We start from the raw sequence: 21,640 nt of genomic DNA, 5'->3' as shown, positions 1-21,640 counted from the left end.
GGTTCTTAAGTTATAGCGTGTTGCTGAAATAATTATGGCTTTGCGCCAGTCGCGATCGTTACCCCAACTGTTGTAGGAGCGATCGCCGCATAATCTCTACAGGAACAGATTGCGGCTGAAGCTGCTGATCTGATTGAAGCCGCCAATCTGATTGAAGCCGCTGATCTTGCTGAAGCCATAGTGATAGCGCGGCTGCGCCCTGCTGCACCAGCATTTCTAAGCCGTCCAAGGTCATACAGCCTTGAGCCTGAGCTTGCTGTAGAAATAGCGTAGGGCGAGGTCGGTAGATCAGGTCATAGGCGATCGCCTCAGCAGGCAGCATTGCCATCTCAGCAGCGGTCAGGGGCGATGCGTCAAGCTGCGGATACATACCGATCGGGGTGGTATTGACCAGAAGGTCGGCTTGGGGAAGTAGGGCAGATAGCTTGTCCCAGGTGTGGACAGTCAAATTGGCACTGAGGGGAGCTTCCCAGCTTTGCAGAAAGGCTTGGAGCTTTTCGTTGTTGCGCCCCACCACCTGAATCTGGGCACAGTTCAACTGCTGGCATCCGGCAACGACGGCACGAGCGGCACCTCCGTTGCCCAAAATCACGGCGGTGCCATCCTCTAATCTGCCTTTTTTGAAGTCTAGCAGCGGCGCAAGAAAGCCAGTCACATCTGTATTGGTGCCCCCCCAGCCTTGGGCAGTGCGGTACACCGTGTTGACAGCTCCGATCGCCTGTGCCAGATCCGAGACTTCTGACAGCAAGGGGATGATGGCTTGCTTGTGGGGAATGGTGACGTTGAAGCCCTGCAAGCCGATCGCCCCACATCCGGCGACCGCCACTGCCAAATTCTCAGGCGACACGAGCAAAGGTAAATAAACGTAATCTATGCCGAGTGCAGCGATCGCGGCGTTGTGCATGACGGGCGATAGAGAATGCTCGATCGGGTAGCCCATTACGCCGAGAAGCTGAGTAGTGCCCGTGATCATGCCAGGTGTTATGCCAGTAGTAGTGCCGGGGATTTTGCCAGGTGTTATGCCAGTGATTGCGCCAGGAATTGTGCGAGTCAAGGTAAAAAGCAGTCAAGGTAAAAAGCGATCGAGGCTCTTAGTCCTCCAGATTGTGCCGATCGATTAGTTCTCTCGTGGTGTCAGATTCCAGATAGATATCGATCGCTTCACCAATCACTTTATTCATTGAGGACTCTTTGATTCCTGCTAGACGCTTTAATAGGCTATAGACATCTTCATTCACTGTTATTTTGATCTGCTTCTGATCTTGCCGTCTAGCTGCCATACAGAGTGCCGAAGGATCTCCTGTAATTTTCCTGTATACTGTGAATCATGTGGTGTGTATACACCACTTTTAAGACGCACACCCAAAGGAATTTTGCAGATGATTACACTTTCAGAAGATGAAGTTGCAGCTCTCAAAGCCATTTTGATTGCCCTGAGAGCGATCAAGGTTCGAGAAATCGACAAAGCGCTGGTCATTCTGTCCAGAGCAGAGCGAGGAGGCAGCTACTGAAGATCATGGATTAAATAACCTGTACAACCGAGCTGGGGTAGGGGCTTAGCAATGCTAAGCCCCTACCCCAAGAATTACTTCTTTAAGCTACAGGCTGTCGATCGATCGCCATTGATTCGCTTCAAATTCGCGGATCAGGTCGTCAATTAAGTTCATAGCCTCATGCAGCAAGATATATCGATCGGTGCCGCCGTGGCGATTGCGATAGACGATCGTTTCCAATCCGCGAAGCCCCAGCACAAAGCGGCTACGTACCCAAGAAATGGTGGCTGCGGGAACTTGCAGATCGGGCATTCGGGTCAACTTGTCGCAGAGGGCGATCGCATCCGATCGCTTAATCAGCTTAATGAATCGCATTTCCACCCCCATGCCCGTCGGCAGCTCGACACTTTGATCGGGATGCAGAATAGCTTCTGGTTCCTGAATTTTTTGCTTCAAAACCTGTAGTACCCGCATCTCATCTGAAGTGCTGGAAGGTTTGGCGATCGGCTCATTCAAGCGCTGATTGAGATAGGCTAGCTGAATTTCAAAATCAGTTAGCGTCCGTTCAAGGGCATCCAGCCGGATTTTCAGATCCGTGACTTCATTCGTAGGCAGGTTGGCAAGCTGGATGCGCAAATCCTCAATCTGCTGTTCTAAAGAAGGCTGTTCTGAAATGTAGAGCTGTTCTGGAAGATAGGGCTGCTCAGAAATATAAGGCTGTTCCTCAACCGGGGGCTGAATTTGCGGCACTTGGTAGGATTGCAGATAGACGATGTATTGCTCCAACATCTGCAACCGATCCAATTCTTGAAACACCACCTGCAAGGATTCTTGAAGAGTGCCGTAATCTGCCTGAAGCTGAGAAATATCAATCCGCAGCGAGTCCAGATCGATCGCCTCCAGAGAAGTCAACCGATTTTGGGTGCGGGCATAGGAGGTCGCCAGCGCCTGCCGAATCCGATTAAACAGAGCATCCTGCCCTACAGAGCTGGGCAAAGATGCCATCATGCGGTTGAGTCGCTGCTGATTTTCTAGAGATAGACGCTCTAGTCGAGCAATTTCAGCCCGGTTTTGTAAATTGGCATTTTGGCATTTTCGCTGATTGCGCCACATTCGAACCAGCGCGATCGCCAATAGAAATAGGGCGATCGTGATCCACCAGTCTTTTAATCCAACAAACCGATTCGCTGAACGGGTAGTCGCCGCGTAAACGATCTCGCTATAAACAATCTCTACGTAAGCAATCTTTATGACCTGCACCCATCCTTCTACCACCTTAAAGCCCTAGCGCAGCCCCCAATACTCTCTCACGTACTATACATCTGTTCGATAGGGTTTCAAATGTGTTGTTAATTTTTTTGAAAGGGGCGCGGAGCGCCCCTTTCAAAAAAATTAACAACAGGTCTAGAACATCACCCATCTGTTCACCGTAGAAATAACCTAGGTTGTCGGCTATCAAATGTCATATTGTATCCCTGCGCAACACTCTAGCTGTCGCGGAGAATCTGATAGCGATAAAAAGTATAGGTATCAAACAAAATACTGACGACACTGCTAACGCCGCTAATGATTAGCAAGCCTCGCACGGCGCTGCCCGTACCGAATACGGTGAGAAAATTCAAAAGCTGACTTAGCCCCATCTGGCTAATAGATTCTAAGTGAGGAATATGCTTAAAAACCAGCAGGCTAGATAGGATCGTACCGATAAATAAAAGTGGCGCTAAAAAACTGAGGATGCTAGTGATGAGAAGCGATCGCAGAAGGTTGAGGAATATGCCCATAGTCAAGACAGGGACTCCGGCTAAGTTGCCACCTTCCAAGATAGGAGGCGATTGGCGGGTTAGGGAAAGATGTGAAAAATCTTAAATTCGCATAAGAAACCTTTTTGAAGCGCTGTAAACAAATCACAAATAGTTGCACGAGTCATTCAGAATAATTACGCATAAATAATTGCGCGCAAATAATTGCACACAAATAATCACACCTCTTGCCAATTAGGTTTGGTGAGGCACAGCTCCACCAAACCTAATCCCGAAACTTTAGTCTGCAAGAGATCCATTACACACAAACAATTACAGAGCGATCGTAGCGGTCACGAGATCTTGTAACACTGCCTCCTGCCGTAGCGTTTGAATGACCTGCTCTACTGCCAACGTGCTGCCAGTCAGCAGCAGACGCAAACTATCGGGGGAAGTGGCGATCGTTTCCACCTGGACTTCCTCTGGGTCAAACGAAATATCCTGTAGGCTAGAAACCTTGGCAATGGCGATCGTTCGCAGCTTCGGGTCGTCATACAGGTAGCTCGTGACCTGCAACACGCTCGACAGGCGCTCTAGCGCCCGGAGCAGCATTTCTTGCTTGCGTTCAGTAGCGCGAAAGCTGAGGATTAGCCGACCTTCTTCGATCGCAGTGGAGGCAATGCCGCTGCCCAAGATCGCCTCTAGGGAAATGCCTCGGTTGGAGAAGACAAAAGCCGCAGCGGTCAGGGTTCCCGGCTGATCCAGCGCCTTGACAACAAACACCCAGCGCTGCTCACTCATGCCAAATCCTCCTTCAGACGCTGGCTCATCTCTGCCGCCATCAGCTTCAGCATTTGCACCTCTTCTTCCCAGAGCTGAATGGGCACAACCTGCGTCCAGCCCATAGGTGTCAGCACGATCGGCACTCCCAAGGGCGTGTGGATGCCGTAAAATTCGCCGCTCAACTGTACCTGAGCTGAAATAACCACTTCTCGACCGTCCAGCAGCGTTTTCACCAGATCCACCGTGACGTTGGCAGTCGCAGAAATGGTTTTTGCGCCAGACATATGGGTAACGTAGGGTCTTAGCACCACCCGCAGAGCCGGAGAGAGGCGATCGACATGTTGATACGCTGCTGCCACCTGCCCTTGGCTCAGGTAGTCAAAAATTATCTGCCTTTCGCGCTTCAGATCCTCTGGGAAATTAAGGACGGAACAGCCTCGCCGCAGTCGTTTTAGGGTCGCAGCTAGCTCTTCAGTATCCATGCCCTGCACCTGAACGCTGCTCCACAAAGGCACCATATTGTCGCCATGCTCTCCTACCACAAAGCCCTTAATGAGCTGACGACGAATTCCCAGATCGTTAGCAATTTCTCTCCGAAAGCGCAGAGAATCCGAATAAGCCCCAATACCCACCACGCGCTGTCTGCCCAGATGGCGACTAAACACCTCGACGGCAAGTTCAACCGGGTTCGTGACGATAATCACCACCTCATGCCCGTGACCGTATTGGGCGATCGCTTTTGCATACAGCTCAAAAACTTCCAAATTCGCTTTGGCGAGTTCGGTGCGGCGGGTGACGGTGCCGCCGATCGTTGCTCCTGCGGTCATGACAATGACGTCGGCGACAATCTCTTCAGGGTGCAATGCCACGTCGAGTTCAGGAGCCATTTCGGCATAGGCATCGGATAGATCGCTGCAAATACCTGCCAAAACTTGGGCACTGCGCCCGCCCGATCGCCCCACCAATTGCAGCCGCTCGGAGGGCGCAATGGCACGTGAAATCAGAAGCTGCGTGACAATCTCTCTACCACAGTCGCCGCTGGCACCAATAATGGAAACATCCATATGGAAACATCCAGGTGAGCTGGAGCCAATGATCCGAATGCCTCTAAATCTACCAGAGAACTTTGGCGTTGCTGGTTTGATGTATGAATTTTTTTGGAAGGGGCGCTGAGCGCCCCTTCCAAATGCCAGAATTTTGAAGAGGGGACTCATGGGCAGATCATCGCTCTAGCCAAGTCAGCCTAAACCGATAGAATTGAGCTTGTCGTGATTACGCCAAACCTTTTTGTCGCTGCACCCATGTCTGCTCTTTCTGAAGCTCCCTTTTCTCCCGAAGAAATTGCGTCCGAAGGCATTAAGCCTGACGAGTACGAAGAAATTTTCCGTCGTCTGGGTCGCCATCCCAACAAAGCCGAGCTGGGTATGTTTGGCGTGATGTGGTCAGAACATTGCTGCTACAAGAACTCGCGTCCCTTGCTGAAGCAGTTTCCGACGACGGGCGATCGCATTCTCGTAGGTCCCGGCGAGAATGCCGGAGTGGTAGATATGGGCGATGGTTTGCAGCTTGCCTTCAAGATTGAGTCACACAATCACCCCTCGGCAGTGGAGCCGTTTCAGGGCGCGGCAACGGGAGTGGGAGGCATCCTGCGGGATATTTTCACGATGGGAGCACGCCCGATCGCCATTCTCAACTCGCTGCGGTTTGGGTCGCTGGAGGATGCCCGCACCCGGCGGCTCTTGAATGGCGTAGTTGCAGGAATTTCTCACTACGGCAACTGTGTGGGCGTACCCACCGTAGGCGGCGAAGTCTATTTTGACCCCTCCTATTCCGGCAATCCGCTGGTGAATGCCATGGCGCTAGGCTTGATGGAAACGCCAGAAATCGTCAAGTCAGGAGCGGTGGGCATTGGCAATCCGGTACTCTACGTTGGCTCAACAACGGGACGGGACGGCATGGGCGGAGCCAGCTTTGCCAGTGCCGAACTCAGCGATGCTTCCCTAGACGATCGCCCTGCGGTACAGGTGGGTGATCCGTTTCTCGAAAAATCCCTGATCGAAGCCTGTCTGGAGGCATTCAAAACCGGAGCCGTAGTGGCTGCGCAGGATATGGGAGCTGCTGGAATCACCTGCTCCACCTCAGAAATGGCGGCAAAAGGTGAGGTCGGTATTGAGCTGGATTTGGACAAAATTCCGGTGCGAGAAACAGGCATGGTGCCCTATGAATATCTGCTCTCGGAGTCCCAGGAGCGGATGCTGTTTGTGGCGCACAAAGGCAGAGAGCTGGAGCTGATCGAGATTTTTGAGCGGTGGGGACTGCATGCCGTGGTTGCCGGAAGTGTGATTGAGGAAGCGATCGTCCGAATTCTCTTCAAAGGCGAGATTGCTGCCGAAATTCCGGCGACGGCGCTGGCAGACAATACGCCAATTTATCACCGAGAGCTGCTGCAAGAGCCGCCTGACTACGCCCGTAAAGCTTGGGAATGGAGCGAATCGGCTCTGCCAAATTGCACGGCTGAAGGCATTGAAGTGAGCGGTAAATCCCAGAGCTGGAGCGAGGTTTTGCTGACTCTGCTGGATAGCCCGACGATCGCCTCCAAACGCTGGATCTATCGCCAGTACGATCACCAAGTGCAAAACAACACGGTTTCGCTGCCCGGTGGAGCGGATGCTGCTGTCATTCGCCTCCGTCCTCAGCTCGGACAAGAGACAGGACAAATTACCTCTACCAAAGGCGTGGCGGCAACGGTAGACTGCAACGCTCGATACGTTTATCTGCATCCCTACGAAGGGGCAAAAATGGCGGTGGCTGAGGCGGCGCGAAATCTGAGCTGTGTTGGCGCAGAGCCGCTTGCCGTGACAGATAACCTCAACTTTGGCAGCCCCGAAAAGGCGATCGGCTATTGGCAGCTTGCCGAAGCCTGTCGCGGCATTGCCGAAGCCTGTCGAGAGCTGGCTACGCCTGTGACAGGGGGCAATGTCTCGCTATACAACGAAACCCTGGATTCGGAGGGCAAGCCGCAATCTATCTACCCGACTCCAGTGATCGGCATGGTGGGCCTAGTGGAAGACATTACCCAAATTTGTGGACAGGGCTGGCGATCGCCCGGTGATGTCATCTACCTGTTAGGCGACTGGGCGCAAAGCACGACTCTAGGCGGCTCGGAATATCTCGCGGTCATGCACCAAACGATCGCCGGACATCCCCCGATCGCTGATTTTGACCAAGAGCGTCAGGTGCAGGCAGCCTGCCGTTACGGCATTCGGCAGGGCTGGATTCGGTCGGCTCACGACTGCGCCGAGGGCGGATTGGCGATCGCCTTGGCGGAATGCTGTATTAGCGGTCAGCTTGGTGCAGAGATTCAGTTACCTCAAATGCCTCAAGCCCCTAGCCGATGGGATCATCTGCTGTTTGCAGAAGGCGGCGCTCGAATTCTGGTTTCTGTATCAGTAGAGCAGATAGAAACCTGGGAATCTTATTTAGATAATCACCTCTCTAACACCTGGCAAAAGCTCGGACGGGTTGGAGACGACCGTTTAGCGATTACCACAGATAACCTGACGTTAATCAACATGAGTCTGAAAGAGATGGACGATCGCTGGTCAAAGGCAATCGAACGTCGCCTCTAGGCGGATTTCCCAACACCTAGTGAACCAGATATCTAGTCGGAAAAGAAATGAGTACGCTACTGTTATGGAATAGGATTGTTAAGAAACAATTAATTAAAGAATTTTCGATCGCCCAAAGGTTTCTGTCTGCCGCTCATCTACTCATCGCACCCCCATAAAGCACAGCCGATCCATGATGCCAAACTCTGCCCATTCTTCATCTGCCGACTCTCGGTCTGCCGACTCTTGGTCTACAGATTCTGTCGAGCCTTTTGACCAGCCAGAAAGATCCGATAAGCCAGAGGAAGCCTGTGGCGTATTTGGCATCTATTCACCCGAAGCAGATGTTGCCAAGCTCACCTACTTTGGGCTGTACGCCTTGCAGCATCGAGGACAAGAATCTGCCGGAATTGCCGTTTTTGATGGAGACACCGTGCATCTGCATAAGGGTATGGGTCTTGTCTCTCAAGTGTTCAATGAGCAAATGTTTGGAGAGATGCAGGGCGATTTGGCGGTGGGTCACACGCGCTACTCCACTACTGGATCGAGCCGTGTCGTCAACGCTCAACCTGCCCTGGTAGAAACGCGGCTAGGCAAGCTGGCGCTAGCGCACAACGGCAACCTGGTAAACACGCCCAACCTCCGAGCTGAGTTGCTGCAAAATACGGATGTGCAGTTTGTCACCACGACCGATTCTGAAATGATCGCCATCGCCATTGCCCAAGAAATTAACGGCGGCAAGGGCTGGCTAGAGGGAGCAATTAGCGCCTTCAAACGCTGCCAGGGAGCCTTTAGTTTGGCGATCGCTACTCCTAATGGTCTTATGGGCGTTCGTGACCCTAATGGCATTCGTCCACTGGTCATTGGTGTGCTCAAAGGTGGCGAAGAAGTGCCCGATCGCTGTACGCTCGATCGCTGTCTGCTGGAGGAATCGCTGCCCGATCGCTACGTAGTCGCCTCAGAAACCTGCGCCCTCGATATTATTGGGGCAGAGTATTTACGGGATGTAGAACCCGGTGAGCTGGTGTGGATCACTGAGCAAGGGTTAGCCTCCTTCCAGTGGGCACCCAAAGCAGAGCGCAAGCTGTGCATCCTGGAAATGATTTACTTTGCCCGCCCAGATAGCGTAATGAATGAGGAAAGCCTCTACAGCTATCGGTTACGCCTGGGGCGGCAGCTCGCATTGGAGTCACCGCCACCGGGCGAGGTCGATCTGGTCATGGGTGTCCCCGATTCCGGTATTCCGGCAGCGATCGGCTTCTCACAGCAGTCGGGCATTCCCTACGCGGAGGGGCTGATCAAAAACCGCTATGTGGGGCGCACCTTCATTCAGCCAACTCAGGCGATGCGGGAAGCAGGCATTCGCATGAAGCTCAATCCCCTGAGAGATGTGCTGAAAGGCAAGCGAATCGTGATTGTGGATGACTCGATCGTGCGGGGAACCACGAGCCGCAAGCTGGTGAAGGCACTGCGTGAAGCCGGAGCGATCGAAGTCCATATGCGGATTTCCTCACCCCCCGTTACCCATCCCTGCTTCTACGGCATAGATACTGATACTCAAGATCAGCTGATTGCAGCCACCAAGTCGATCGCCGAAATTCAGGTGCAGCTGGGTCTGGACTCTCTCGCCTATCTAAAATGGGACGGAATGTTAAACGCCACGCGTGAAGACACCAACACTTTCTGTTCGGCCTGTTTCACGGGTGACTATCCCGTTCCAGTACCCGAACTGGTGAAGCGATCGAAGTTAGTTCTAGAGAAAACGCCTGCCTCTACGTCAGCTTAGATAGATGTTTTAGGAGGAGATCAATGCACCTCCAAACGGTAGTCCTCAAAAGGTAATGATTTGTGGTTGTAGGAGGAAAACCTCTACAACCACAAATCATTATCTTGACTGCCAGTTCTCTCCCGATTGAGGCAAAGTCCAAGAGGATGTTTAAAGGGTCTAACTATGGGTAGCGAAACGTTTCAGATCCGCCTCAATCCCCGCGCTATCGCGCCTCTGCGCCAGAAAAAAGGGGACTTTGAATTCATTTCTCCCTTTTTAAGGGGGGTAGTAGGGATTAACAGGTGCCTAAAATCACAGCCGACCACGTTTCAAATATCCTCTAAGGGTGAGGAAAATCTGAGCGGGGCTTAAAGTTCTCGACGGGTACACCGTCCAAGGCTTTGTACATAAAGTTGCGCCAGATGGGAGCCACATAGTTGCCGCCCGTTGCCCCTATGCCAATGGGGCTGTAGTCATCGTTGCCCACCCAAACGGATACTGAAAGCTGGGGCACATAGCCCGCAAACCAGATATCTCGTTCAGAGGAAGTCGTTCCAGTTTTACCTGCCGCAGGGCGATCGATCTGCGCTGCCCTTGCCGTACCGCTATTAATGACTCCCTGGAGGGTTTCATTTACAGATGCCACAGCCCAAGGGTCAAGCACAAGCTGCGGATGCGGCGTGTTGTCTAGCAGCACATTTCCTTTGCTGTCAACCACCTGGACGATCGTTGTCGTGGGAGACTGCCAGCCACCGCTGGCAAAAGTGGCGTAGGCGCTTGCCATTTCTAGAGGCGTGAGATCGACAGAACCCAAAGGCAGCGAGGTCACAGGCTCCATCGGACTCTTAATGCCCAGTGTCCGAGACACCTCAATGACGCGGTTAATGCCCACCTCTTGCCCCAACCGAATTGCCGGAATATTGCGCGACTGTGCCAACGCCTGCCGGATGGACATCACGCCATAGAAGCTGTTGTCATAGTTTTGCGGCGTGTAGTAGCCGTCGCCATCAGGATAGCTAACAGGCGTATCGGAAATCGTGCTGTCTGGATCAAACCGACCTGTTGCAAAGGCTGCATAGTACACGAACGGTTTGAACGCCGATCCGGGCTGGCGCAACGCTTGGGTCGCCCGGTTAAACTGGCTTTGCTTGTAGTCTACGCCGCCCACCATCGCTTTAACAAAGTGGGTGCGCGGATCGACCGCAACCAAAGAAATCTGGTCGGCAAACAGCCCCTGCCCTTGAACAGAGCCTAATCCCTCACGGGCAGACTCTTCGGCTTTGCGCTGCAAGTCGATATCAATCGTCGTCTGAACGCGCATTCCGCCCTTTAGCACGGCATCTCTGCCAAACTTGTCGCTCAATTCCTGGATTACCGCATCCGTAATGTAGGGAGCCTGACTGCCCTGAAAAGAAGTGATCTGCCCTAGCTGAATCGGCTGAGCTTTGGCGGCAGCTTCCTCATCTGCCGTGATCCAGTTGAGCTTCCGCATCCGATCTAAGACGATCGCCTGTCGCCTTTTTGCCACCTGATAGTTGACAAACGGACTGTAGCTTTCAGGAGCCTGGATCAGCCCCGCCATCATTGCCGACTCGCCCAGGGTAATCTCTGAGGCGTGCTTGTTAAAGTAGCTCATGGCGGCGGTTTCTGCGCCGTAGGTATTGTGGCCCCAGTAAACCTGATTGAGATACATCTCTAGAATCTGGTCTTTCTTAAATACCTGCTCTAGCCGTAGCGACAGCACTGCCTCAGCAACCTTGCGGTTGATAGTGCGTTTGGGGTTGAGGAAAAGATTTTTGACCAACTGCATCGTTACAGTCGAGCCGCCTTCTACCGTCTGCCTTTCGGAAAAGTTGGCTACAAATGCTCGTACTACGCCGACTGGATTAATGCCGTGATGGGAGTAAAAATAGCTGTCTTCGATCGCCAGTACCGCCCGCTTCAGGTTAGGGGAAATGTCGTTGAGATCCACCACCTCGCGGTTGGCTTCGTCATGCAGACTGTCCAACAGCTTGCCGTTAACGTCATAGATATAGCTAGTTTCTGAAGGCACATAGGTACGCAGGACACGCACGTCCGGCAAATTGCGAAAGCTAATCGCCAAACCGACTAGGCCTCCTGCAACGATAGAGCTAGTCAGCATCGTAATTCCCAGGATTGTACCCGCAGTCACCTGAGCAACGCCCTGCAAGTAGTGTAAAACCGGAGATTGATCCTCTCCCGGCTTACGAGTGAGGTGGGCTTTCGCCGATTTAGGGCTGGCAGGGTTAGACGACACAGCGGTTTTGTTCCTTAGTCTGGCTATGGGTTGAAGTCCGGCTAAATACTGGCTCAGTTAAGCCTAGCTGCAGAGTAGATTGGAGAATTCAGGCTCTGGTAGTCTGCAATTCTCTTGTATTCCTACAATTCTCTGAGTTCCTGCAATTCTCTTACGTTCCTGCAATTATAGTAGTAGTCCGTCTGCAAAGAGCATGGGCATATTGCTCAGTCAATGCAGTGAGTTTAGCGAATTTAAGTGGATATTTGCCAAGTATGGCTGCTGATCAATCACCTCAGGCACAATCTTTAAATACTCAGCTTTCTAAAAGCGCATCGCCCTCTTTTACCTGGCTGCATCGGGGCATTAGCGAAATTTTTCCCAACCAGCCCGATTCTGAAAGTCCTGACGAAAATCTGGAGCAAAGGATTCTCAAAAGCGATCGCCCTCTCCGCATCAAGTTTGGCATTGACCCTACAGGTACCGAGATTCATCTGGGGCATAGCCTGGTGATCCGTAAGCTGAGAGCCTTTCAAGATGCGGGACATCAGGCAATTTTGCTGATTGGCGACTTTACCGCCCGGATTGGCGACCCCACCGACAAGTCTGAAGTGCGCAAGCAGCTCACCGCCGAGCAGGTCATGCAAAATGCCCAAACCTATGTCGATCAGGTTCGCCCAATTCTCGACTTTGATACTCCCGGACGGCTAGAAATCCGCTACAACTCAGAATGGCTGTCGGGCATAGACCTAAGCAAAATTTTGGAGCTGCTGGCAACCATGACGGTGGGGCAAATGTTGGCAAAAGAAAACTTTGCCGATCGCTACAAGAAAGAAACCCCAATTTACCTCCATGAATTCTTCTATCCACTGATGCAGGGCTACGATTCAGTTGCCCTGGAAGCGGACGTGGAGCTAGGCGGCACCGATCAGAAATTTAACCTGGCGGTAGGACGCGATCTTCAGCGGCATTTTGGGCAACGTCCGCAGTTTGGGCTGGTGCTGCCGCTGCTGCTGGGCACAGACGGCACTCAAAAAATGTCGAAGTCGCTAGGCAACTACATTGGGCTTCAGGAAGACGCGCTGACCATGTACTCAAAGCTGGAGAAGACCCCAGATAGCCTGATCAAGTCCTACTTCGAGCTGCTGACCGACTTGCCTCTGGATCAAATGCCCGAAAATCCGCGCGATCGCCAAAAGCTCCTTGCCCTAGAAATCACGAGCCAATATCACGGTGGAGAAGCGGCAGAAGCTGCCCAAAAAGCCGCTCTCATCCTCATTCAAGGCAACACCGTCTCATCAGATGCCGTACCAGAATTTTCTCTGGAAGGCATTCAGTTTCCGGTGAAGCTGTTTTACCTGCTTAGCGCCGCCAAGCTCTGCAATAGTAGCTCTGAGGCACGGCGACAAATTCAGGGCGGCGCGGTGCGGCTGGAGGGCGATCGCATTCAAAACGTCGATCTGACTTTCGAGAGCGCGGCTGATCTACAAGGTAAAGTGCTTCAAGTCGGCAAAAACAAATTTGCTCGATTGGTGCAGTAAACGGTAGTCCTCAAAATGTGATGGTTTTTGTTGAGTGGGCTTCGCCCACTCAACAAAAACCATCACATAAATATCAATACTCTGTAAGAAACCATACCAATTTAGATTGATGAGGCGACAGATGATTTTCGAGAGCCGCGCTCCGCGCGGCTCTCGAAAATCATCTGCCCTGTTTGGGTCTTAAATTGGTATTAGGTTTTGTTGTAAGAAATTAGGTTTGTTGAAAATATGGCTCTGTCCGATCGCATCATCGTCCCCCTGGATGTCCCAACTGAAGCCGAGGCAGTTGCCCTGCTCGATCGCCTCCCAGAGGTGACGTTTTGGAAAGTCGGGCTAGAGCTGTTCGTCAGCACTGGTTCCGGCATTCTCAAGGTTCTCGAAGAACGCCAGAAACGCATCTTTCTTGATCTAAAGTTTCACGACATTCCTAACACGATGGCAGGAGCCTGTCGCGCTGCCGCTGGCTATGGCGTTGACTTGCTAACCGTCCATGCTGCCGCCGGACAGGTGGCGCTCAAAGCTTCCCAGACTGCCGCCGAGGAAGGCGCGATCGCTGCCAATTTGCCCACCCCCAACCTAATCGCCATCACGCTATTGACCAGCCTCACCTCGCGATCGCTGGCTTTTGAGCTAAAGATTCCCCTAGAACTCAACGACTATGCGCTGCAAATGGCGCTATTGGCGCAGGAAAGCGGCTTGGCGGGAGCCGTTTGCTCTCCCCAGGAGGCAGCTCAACTTCGAGACACCTGCGGCAAAGATTTTTTGTTGGTTTGTCCCGGCGTCCGTCCGAGTTGGTCAGAAAAAGGAGATCAGGGGCGATCGCTTACTCCTTCTGCCGCCTTCAAAGCCGGAGCCAATTATTTGGTGATTGGGCGACCGATTACGTCAGCACTCGATCCGGTTGCGGCATTCCAGCAAATTTGTGAGGAAGTGAGTTAGCGCTAAGAAAGGCACTTATAATCAGCTCCCACCATTTCTCAATTTGACCATATGGCTGTCGCCAGTTTGCTTAAGACATTTAGGGTGGGGCGCTTCGCGCCCCACCCTAAATGTCCCCTTCCTAACCGCCTTAACGGTTGCTCTATCGGTGCTCTTCCAACCTATTCTGGGCTAATAGACAGTGTGTAAGGATAGCTACCCTGGGCGCGATCGCCTACAAACACAGAGTAAGTTCCGGGCTGCCAAACTCCAGGAATCTCGATCGTGCCGCCTGACGAACCTTCTGCCATAGCGCATTGGTTTACAGGGCCGCTAATCCGTAGGGTAGGCTGTCCAGCACCTTGGACGACTTTGAATCGTAAAGGAGTAGGCTGACTCACCACCACCACCTGGCTAGGCGTGTCAGAAATAAATCCACATTGGCTAGACTGAGCGCCACCTGAGCTACCCGTCACCGTAACGGCACTTGCCAAGGGGGTTTGAATAGGACCGCCGTAGGCAATAGGAGCGATCGCAAAAGCCGCCAAAACGCTTGATAAAATTAACCAGTTCGCTCGTTTCATCCTTCCTCCTCAACGCCGAGCGATCGCTCAAGCGCACATAAAATGCTAAATTCTTAAACTTTGTCGGTCAACACCCTCTACACCAAAAAAGATGTTGACTGGCTGCAATAAATACGGGTTTCAGCAGAACAAAAAATACGTGAAGCTTGACGCTTTGCCCTATATTTTGTATCATAGCGCCCAGATTTACTGAGGTTCTCAGTTTTGTGACAGTTCCTGGAGTGGGAAACGCCCGGTGATTCCAGCTCTTTGGGCAGTGGGCGCCAGTGCTAGTGTCATGCCGATCGCCGTTGCCATGCTAATTTTGCCGCTCCGACAACTCCCGCCTGATTGCCCAATTCAGCCAGCCGAATCTGTAATCCGGATCGAGAGCTAGGTAAAACGCGCTGCTCAACTTCGGCTTGCAGGCTAGGGAAAAAGAACTCTGCGCTGGCGCTGACGCCACCGCCAATAATGACCGCTTCGGGGGCAAGAACATAGAGAAGACTGGCAATCCCGATGCCCAAATCGCGTCCATAGCTTTGCCAAAAAGCGATCGCTTCTTCCTCTCCAGCTCTAGCTTTTTCTCCCAACTCATGTGGCTCCCATCCACTCCGTCGGCGAATGGCGCGCACGGACACATATTGCTCTAGCGATCCTCTGTTGCCGCTGTTACAGTGCTCACCTTCTGGATTGAGCGTAATCAGCCCCAGTTCGCCCGCCGTGCCATCATGGCCAACAAACAGCTTGCCGTCCAGAATCACCGCACCGCCCACTCCCGTCCCCAAGGTCAGCATTATCACGTTGCGAAATGGCTTGCCCGCCCCCAGCCAATACTCACCCAGCCCGGCACAATTGGCATCGTTCGCCACGATCGTTGGCTTACCTGTCTCGGCTTCTAGCCAGTCTGCTAAGGGAATATCTCGCCAGCCCTCTAGGTTAATGGCAATTCTGGCAATACGCCCAGCAGCATCGGCAGGGCCAGGAGTGCCCACCCCGATCGCGACAGTCTGATGATTAGGATCAAGCTGGGCGATCGCTTTCACCATGACCTCCAGCACAGCTTGAGGATAGGCTGGCTGGGGTGTAGGGAGGATGAGCGATTTAAGACAGGTTCCCTGAGCATCGAACTTTCCCATCTTGATGGCAGTGCCACCCAAGTCAATGCCAATGACTTCTTCTTGAAAAGTGACCATTTTAATTTGATGATTTGGGTGTGAGGGTAGTGGGGGGATGGGTCGGTGGGTCGGTGGGTCGGTGGGTAGATGGGTCGGTGGGTAGATGTGAGCGTACTCATCCACTCATCTACTCATCCCCTCATCTACTCATCCACCCATCCCCTTACTAATCCTGCCGAGACAGCGGGTTAATCAACTCATTCAAGCCTTCTCCCATCAGCGATAGCCCCACCACTAGCATCGTCAGCGCCAGCCCTGGAAAGAGAGCCGTCCACCAGATTCCGGTAGACAAGGCATCTAGCGCCTGACGCAGGTCTGTCCCCCATTCAGGCGTTTGTTCCGGCAAGCCCAAGCCCAGGAAGCCCAGACCGCCAAGAATGAGCACAGCATCGGCAGCATTGAGAGTAAACAAGACCGGGACGCTTTGAATCACATTGAAGAAAAGATATCGGGAAAGCACCCGCCAGGTGGATGCCCCCATCGATCGCGCTGCCTCGATAAACAGCTCTGTTTTAATGCTGACCGTATGATTGCGCACCACCCGATAGTACTGCGGCACATAGGCAATGCTGAGAGCGATCGCTGCGTTACCCACTCCTCGCCCAACCACAAACGCTAGAGTCACCGAGAGTAATAGCCCCGGCAGCGTGTAGATCGTGTCCATTAGGAACAGAAGGGCGCGATCGAGTCTGCCGCCCAAGTAGCCGCTGACCATGCCCAACGGCACACCAATCACCAAGCTCAGCAATGTCGCCAGCACCACGACCTGCAATGCCGCCTGAGTGCCAAACAGCGTTCGTGAGAATACGTCGTAGCCCTGCCGACTGGTGCCAAACCAATGGGCAGCCGACGGAGCTTCATGAATGGGGTTTGCCAGACCTTCTAGCGGATTTTGCAGCCAGCCCCAAGATTGCAGCAAGGGCGCAAACAGAGCCGCCAAAACAAACAGCAGCGTGATTGCAGTGCCCACCGCCATCATCTGAATAGAGAGACGGGGATACTGAGAAAGGTTGCGGAGACTCAAAAAACGAGGTTTAGTAAAGGTCATGAGCAGGGCGATCGGGGGTGCGGATCTGAATTTTGGTGCGGATCTGCATCTTATAGTGAGCAGAGCCGAATTCATGGCTCTACAGGATTAATTTTTCCAGTGCTACCTGCAAATCCTGGGTCAACGTCGCCACTGCCGATCGCCGGCTAGTTTTGTAGTCTGCCCAGCGATCGCTCACAGCAATGGGTTCACCAACGGTCAGCTCTGCCCGCTGCTGCCCCAGACGTGGTCGGGGCGCATAGAATCTACCTTTAATTTTATTAACGGTGTCATAGAGGAGCAGCAGCGTTTCAGCGAAGCGATCGGCCGTGGGTTTTTCGAGAATATAGTGTCCGGTGACGCTAACGAAACTCTCCACTAGCCGCATATGCCATAGGCGCTGAGCCGATTCTTCAGCAATCCGATCGGCTAAGCCGCGATCGACCGGGGATAAATCCTCTAGCTCTTTGAGATCTTCTCGATAGATCCAGTCCCAGCTTGCCTGCTCTAGCCGACGACAGCGATCGGCAAAATTACCCTTTCCAGGAACGCCAAAATAGTCTTCTGAAACCGACAACGCCCCATTCAGCAAAGTTTGTAGCCGGATGCCAATCAGATGATTGGCAGGGGAAATGCGATCGTCAGAGGCTGCATCCGTAGGATTCTCTGGCAGTGTCGAGGGTCTCAAATTTTGATGATAAAACTTGCTATAAAACTGCTCCATCGAGGTGAGCAAGTGTTCGCTAAGCCGTAGCAGCCGCTTGTAGAGCAAAAGCTCTTGGGGATTTGACAAAATAGCGGACAGAGATGCACCCTGCTCCACAATGTTCAGCGTCGGATTGAGGCTAGCGGCATCGTAAGGCGGTAAACCGCAATCAGCTTCTAGCGTGCTCAACAACTGCTCGATCGCCTCCCAGGGTGGAGAAACATAGCGGTATTGCACCCCGATCGGCACGATCCACACTTCCTCATTGCGGTCTGCTTTGCGCAAATCCTCGACACACCAAAAGCTAAGTTGGGCAATTCCTGGCTCTAATGGGCTAACAATCTCGTTGTGCCCATTGGTTGCACCTTCTGGAGCCGCCGCGATGGGGAATCGACCCTCTGCATAGATTTCCCGTGCCGATCGCAGTCCCATCAGGTCTAGCTTGCCACGTCGAATAGAAGTACATCCCAAGTGTCGCAGCAGCCAGCCCACCGTCTTGCCTGCCCAGAGGGGAATGCCGCGATCGTACATAAAGTGAGCGTAGACGGGCAGTTTTAGCGCAATTCCCTGCTGTCGCGCCATTTTAGGGAGTTGCCGATCGAGCAGGTTAAACAGGCAAAAGGGATCGTTAGTGCTGGGATGCCGAAACGCCACCATAAACCGCAGCTCGCCTGCTTGAAACCGCTGATAGCAGTGAATAAGGGTATCCAGATGATTCACCTGGACATCGACTATTTTCAACCGCCAGCGTGTCCACAGAGGCAGCACAAGTTTCAAAAAACGGTAGACCGCTGGATTAAAAGCAGGCGGAATGAATTCGAGAGGCGGCTGAGCCTGGGTGATGGGTTTGGGCAAGGCGATCGCTCCTGAACACTTATTCCTAAATATTGCCCAAAGATAGGCACTCCCTACCCTAGCTGAAGCTGCGGCTGGAGTTAAGCAATTTGAAACAAAAACGTCATCTTATCTCCTTTACCTAGCGCGATGCGATCGCCCGGTCTAAGCCGATGGCGGTTGCCGCTGGGCAAAGGCGCATTGTTGATATAAGTCCCGTTGGAACTGCCCACATCTTCAATGTAGTAAAGGTCGCCCTCGACGCGAATATCGGCATGGATGCGAGAGACGATCTCGGAGTTGGGAAATCCAGACACATCAACATCGGGTGGAATGCGATCGTTTGGCTTGCCAATATGAATGACCGCTAACGTGGTAGGCAGCTCTACAGGTGTGTTGGTCTGGACATGTAGCAGCCGAGCCATCTGAGTTTGCAGTTGGGTGCTGTAGGTCGGAGCCACAATGGGAGGCTGAGCAAAAGTCTGCGGCATGACAGCAGGGCTAGGAGTCGGGGCTGGGGCAACAGGTGCAGCAAAAGGGGCAGGCGGGTTCTCAAACGGCTGAGATAGGATGGGCGCAACGCCTTCGGGCAGAGGCGAAGGCTGAATTTCTACCAAAGGCTCTAGTGAGGGTAGCGGCTCAAGGGGTGCTAGGTCAGGAATACTAAAATCAGGGGGCGTTAAATTAGGAGATTCTAAGTCAGGAGATTTTGAGTCAGGAGATTCTAGGTCAGGAGAGAGAGTAGCTGACTGTGACTCAGCGGCTGTGCCGCCTTGAGCCTGTAAATTAAATCCACACTGACCACAAAAGCTAGCATCTGCCTGTACCGAAGCGCCGCAACCCGGACACAAAACCATTGCAGGTAGCGGAGTATAGCAAGCCTCACACTGCACCGCAGCATCCGGATTTTGGTGATTGCAATTGGGACAAACAATCATGCAGCACTTCCCTGGCTCACCATAAATTTATTAGTTTGCATCTTGTTAGTTTGCATCTTAGTGAGTCTAAATCTTAGTGAGTTTGAATAAGAGTGATACAGAGCGACATACAGCGTAGGGGACATGAGATTGAAGCCTATGTTTTGGTAAGAGCATATTTCAAATATGCTATTTAATTTTTTGAAAGGCAAAGGTGGCATACCTTTCAAAAAATTAAATTGTAATCTGAGGTACGGCTCTACAGATTTGTCCAATTGCAGATTAAGGGATTGCAGATTAAGGGAGTCTATCTTTTAGATTGCGTCCTGCATCTTCATCCAAGAGCCACCACAGCTCTCCGAAGGGCTGAATTAATCGAGAAGGATACAGATTACTATCGGCACTGGCGGCAAAAACCTGCGCTAGTGCGGGCTGTTTGCTGACTCCGGCAACAATAAACATGACGCACCGCGCCTGATTAATCAAAGGAATGGTGAAGGTAATGCGGGGCTGACCGTCTTTGCTGCCCATAGTGACGAGGCGATCGCACACCTGCAATGCCTGCGTGTGGGGGAACAAAGACGCAGTATGGGCATCATCTCCCATTCCTAATAACACCACATCCAGAACAGGAATTTCTCCGGACTTGACCTGAAAAAAGTCTTGGAGCTGCTGCTCATGCTGCTGAGCAGCGATCGCCGGATCATCTGCATCTGTGGGCATTGGGTGAATATTCTCTGCTGGGATGGGCACTTTGCTTAGCCACGCCTGCCGCGCCATGCCCTCATTGCTGTCCGGGTGAGTAGGGGGCACATAGCGCTCGTCGCCCCAAAACACATGAATTTTATCCCAGGGCAGATTTTCAGCCGCGATCGCTTCATACAATGGCTTTGGCGTACCTCCACCTGAAAGGGCGATCGTGAAAATTCCTCGTTCGGCAATTGCAGTCGGAATCTTTTCCAAGATGATTTGCAGCGATCGGGCAATTAGTGCAGCTTTATCGGGCAAGATTTCAAGAATTTTGTTCATGACAAGACTTTCCTCAGCGGCATAGAAATTCACCTGCTCCCAAAACTATCATCCCATTTAGGTATAACGCTACGCGCTTAAACCCAATGAGTTATTTTCTGAGAGTCGTGTTCCGCGCAGCTCTCGAAAATAACTTGTTCTAACTCAATTACGGTGCTATATGCCTGAGCGCTCCTGTTATGTCTTTGCCTCTGCTGGGGAACTCTGATTCAAGTCTTCCAAAAGTTTGCATGATTCGATCAATGCTATAACGAGAGACTGAATTAGAAGCAGGAGCGATTTGCTGCATTCGGCAGACTGCGATCGCTTCTCTGGTTCAACCTACCCTCATCCTGTTTAATAAGTCCTTAGATTCATCCATCAGATATTGACACTACCCATGAATCCGAAGAATGCTCTTAGCAGCTCCTCAATTTCACTGCTCGCCTCCCGCACCCTGAAAGTGGTGGGCATCATCGTTGTTCTAGCTGCGCTATTGGACACCGTGATTTTGTCGATGCCCTACCAATTTTCAGAGCGATCGTGGCAAATTAATTTTGTGACGCAAGTGGTCGATCGCGGGGTCGTGCCGTTGGTCGGGCTGGTGCTGCTGTTGGTCGGGTTCTGGATTGACAGTATCAGCGGAGATCGGGCGATCGGCAAAACGTTCTGGCAAAGCCCTCGGTTCTATGTGTTTGCTTTTGCCAGCCTCATGGGGCTGTTTTTTCTGCTGCTGTTTCCGCTGCATTTGAACAATGTGCGGCTGGAATATGCGAATGGCATTGCCCAAATCACCAAGCAAACTACGGATGCCGAGGCGCAGCTGAATACACGCCTTCAAACTGAAGTTGAGTCGCAGCGCAGTCAAATTACGCAGCTCACTGGAGCAACCAACGAGCAGTTGACGCAGTTAGAACAGAGCGGTCAGCTTACTCAAGAGCAGGCGGCTTTAGTGCGTAGATTCAAAGCAGACCCTCAAGGTATTGATCCTTTCCTCAGCCAGCGAGAAACCGAGCTGCGCAACAAGGCGGCAACCGAAATCCGGACTCAGAAGCAAAAAGTAGAGGATACCTTACGGACAGACAGCCTGAAATCAGGTCTACGGGTTAGCGTTAGCAGTTTGCTATTGGCGATCGGCTACATGGTCATGGGCTGGATGGGGTTGCGTAGCCTTAGAGAAGAAGCCTGAACCGAGAAGCTTAAGATTCAGCCAGCTAAAAGTTTTACCTCTTGAGTTAGCCCTTCCCCTGCGGAGGGCACTCTTTTGGAAGCTCAAGCTTTTTTATAGCTGTCGCTAGTT

18 protein-coding genes are annotated in these 21,640 nt (G+C 52.4%); 6 read left to right on the top strand and 12 right to left on the bottom strand.

All coding sequences use genetic code 11. From position 1 onward, the window contains the following. Positions 1-58 precede the first annotated feature (58 nt). Complete coding sequence (locus tag AC5JMP_RS24535) at positions 59-973, bottom strand: shikimate dehydrogenase (protein ID WP_495854185.1); 915 nt, start codon at positions 971-973, stop codon at positions 59-61. Positions 974-1,379: 406 nt separating this feature from the next. On the opposite strand from AC5JMP_RS24535, the gene AC5JMP_RS24530 reads away from it, so the two are divergent. Then, a complete protein-coding gene (locus tag AC5JMP_RS24530; protein ID WP_495854126.1) occupies positions 1,380-1,511 on the top strand; it encodes a hypothetical protein in 132 nt (43 codons plus the stop codon). An 87-nt stretch (positions 1,512-1,598) separates the two neighbouring features. On the opposite strand, the gene AC5JMP_RS24525 is transcribed toward AC5JMP_RS24530, so the two are convergent. The 4 genes from AC5JMP_RS24525 to AC5JMP_RS24510 all read right to left on the bottom strand — a co-directional run bounded on the left by AC5JMP_RS24525 (position 1,599) and on the right by AC5JMP_RS24510 (position 5,079). Beyond that, positions 1,599-2,768, bottom strand: a complete 1,170-nt coding sequence (locus AC5JMP_RS24525) for a hypothetical protein (RefSeq protein WP_495854125.1) — start codon at positions 2,766-2,768, stop codon at positions 1,599-1,601. Between the two features lie 212 nt (positions 2,769-2,980). Beyond that, the gene (locus AC5JMP_RS24520; RefSeq protein WP_495854124.1) at positions 2,981-3,274 is read right to left on the bottom strand and encodes a hypothetical protein; all 294 of its coding nucleotides are present in this window, start codon (positions 3,272-3,274) and stop codon (positions 2,981-2,983) included. Between the two features lie 291 nt (positions 3,275-3,565). Next, positions 3,566-4,033 (bottom strand): hypothetical protein, encoded by a 468-nt coding sequence (locus tag AC5JMP_RS24515; protein WP_495854123.1) that lies wholly within the window; start codon positions 4,031-4,033, stop codon positions 3,566-3,568. After that, the gene (locus AC5JMP_RS24510; RefSeq protein WP_495854122.1) at positions 4,030-5,079 is read right to left on the bottom strand and encodes a malate dehydrogenase; all 1,050 of its coding nucleotides are present in this window, start codon (positions 5,077-5,079) and stop codon (positions 4,030-4,032) included. Before AC5JMP_RS24510 ends, AC5JMP_RS24515 begins: the two co-directional genes overlap by 4 nt. A 237-nt stretch (positions 5,080-5,316) precedes the next feature. Between AC5JMP_RS24510 and purL the strand changes: the two genes are divergently transcribed. Together purL and purF are read left to right on the top strand one after the other, a co-directional pair. Further along, the gene (purL, locus tag AC5JMP_RS24505; protein ID WP_495854121.1) at positions 5,317-7,644 is read left to right on the top strand and encodes a phosphoribosylformylglycinamidine synthase subunit PurL; all 2,328 of its coding nucleotides are present in this window, start codon (positions 5,317-5,319) and stop codon (positions 7,642-7,644) included. A 172-nt stretch (positions 7,645-7,816) separates the two neighbouring features. Then, positions 7,817-9,409: an amidophosphoribosyltransferase gene (purF, locus tag AC5JMP_RS24500; protein ID WP_495854120.1), complete on the top strand. Its 1,593-nt coding sequence runs from the start codon at positions 7,817-7,819 to the stop codon at positions 9,407-9,409. A gap of 322 nt (positions 9,410-9,731) precedes the next feature. On the opposite strand, the gene AC5JMP_RS24495 is transcribed toward purF, so the two are convergent. Continuing rightward, positions 9,732-11,669 (bottom strand): transglycosylase domain-containing protein, encoded by a 1,938-nt coding sequence (locus AC5JMP_RS24495; protein WP_495854119.1) that lies wholly within the window; start codon positions 11,667-11,669, stop codon positions 9,732-9,734. A gap of 254 nt (positions 11,670-11,923) precedes the next feature. On the opposite strand from AC5JMP_RS24495, the gene tyrS reads away from it, so the two are divergent. Together tyrS and pyrF are read left to right on the top strand one after the other, a co-directional pair. Next, positions 11,924-13,189 carry a tyrosine--tRNA ligase gene (gene tyrS / locus AC5JMP_RS24490; RefSeq protein ID WP_495854118.1) on the top strand — a complete coding sequence of 422 codons (1,266 nt, stop codon included), beginning with the start codon at positions 11,924-11,926 and terminating at the stop codon, positions 13,187-13,189. A 228-nt stretch (positions 13,190-13,417) separates the two neighbouring features. Further along, entirely contained in the window at positions 13,418-14,128 is a 711-nt protein-coding gene (pyrF, locus tag AC5JMP_RS24485; protein ID WP_495854117.1) for an orotidine-5'-phosphate decarboxylase, read from the top strand. A gap of 161 nt (positions 14,129-14,289) precedes the next feature. Here the strand turns inward: pyrF and AC5JMP_RS24480 are convergent, their stop codons facing one another. The 6 genes from AC5JMP_RS24480 to pgl form a co-directional block, all read right to left on the bottom strand. Continuing rightward, a complete protein-coding gene (locus AC5JMP_RS24480) occupies positions 14,290-14,691 on the bottom strand; it encodes a hypothetical protein (RefSeq protein ID WP_495854116.1) in 402 nt (133 codons plus the stop codon). A gap of 275 nt (positions 14,692-14,966) precedes the next feature. Further along, entirely contained in the window at positions 14,967-15,866 is a 900-nt protein-coding gene (locus tag AC5JMP_RS24475; RefSeq protein ID WP_495854115.1) for an ROK family protein, read from the bottom strand. Positions 15,867-16,014: 148 nt separating this feature from the next. After that, entirely contained in the window at positions 16,015-16,896 is an 882-nt protein-coding gene (locus tag AC5JMP_RS24470) for an ABC transporter permease (protein ID WP_495854114.1), read from the bottom strand. A 79-nt stretch (positions 16,897-16,975) separates the two neighbouring features. After that, entirely contained in the window at positions 16,976-18,436 is a 1,461-nt protein-coding gene (locus tag AC5JMP_RS24465) for a lysophospholipid acyltransferase family protein (RefSeq protein ID WP_495854113.1), read from the bottom strand. 80 nt (positions 18,437-18,516) lie between these two features. After that, complete coding sequence (locus AC5JMP_RS24460) at positions 18,517-19,353, bottom strand: double zinc ribbon and FHA domain-containing protein (protein ID WP_495854112.1); 837 nt, start codon at positions 19,351-19,353, stop codon at positions 18,517-18,519. Positions 19,354-19,629: 276 nt separating this feature from the next. Next, positions 19,630-20,361 (bottom strand): 6-phosphogluconolactonase, encoded by a 732-nt coding sequence (gene pgl, locus AC5JMP_RS24455; RefSeq protein WP_495854111.1) that lies wholly within the window; start codon positions 20,359-20,361, stop codon positions 19,630-19,632. 379 nt (positions 20,362-20,740) lie between these two features. Here pgl and hpsJ-B point away from each other — a divergent pair, with 379 nt between their 5' ends. Then, the gene (hpsJ-B, locus tag AC5JMP_RS24450; RefSeq protein ID WP_495854110.1) at positions 20,741-21,529 is read left to right on the top strand and encodes a hormogonium polysaccharide biosynthesis protein HpsJ; all 789 of its coding nucleotides are present in this window, start codon (positions 20,741-20,743) and stop codon (positions 21,527-21,529) included. Positions 21,530-21,640: the final 111 nt, after the last annotated feature.

The sequence above is a fragment of the Drouetiella sp. genome (assembly GCF_059504425.1).
Note: the sequence above shows the minus strand (reverse complement) of the source record. Positions and strands in the feature narration are given on the sequence as shown.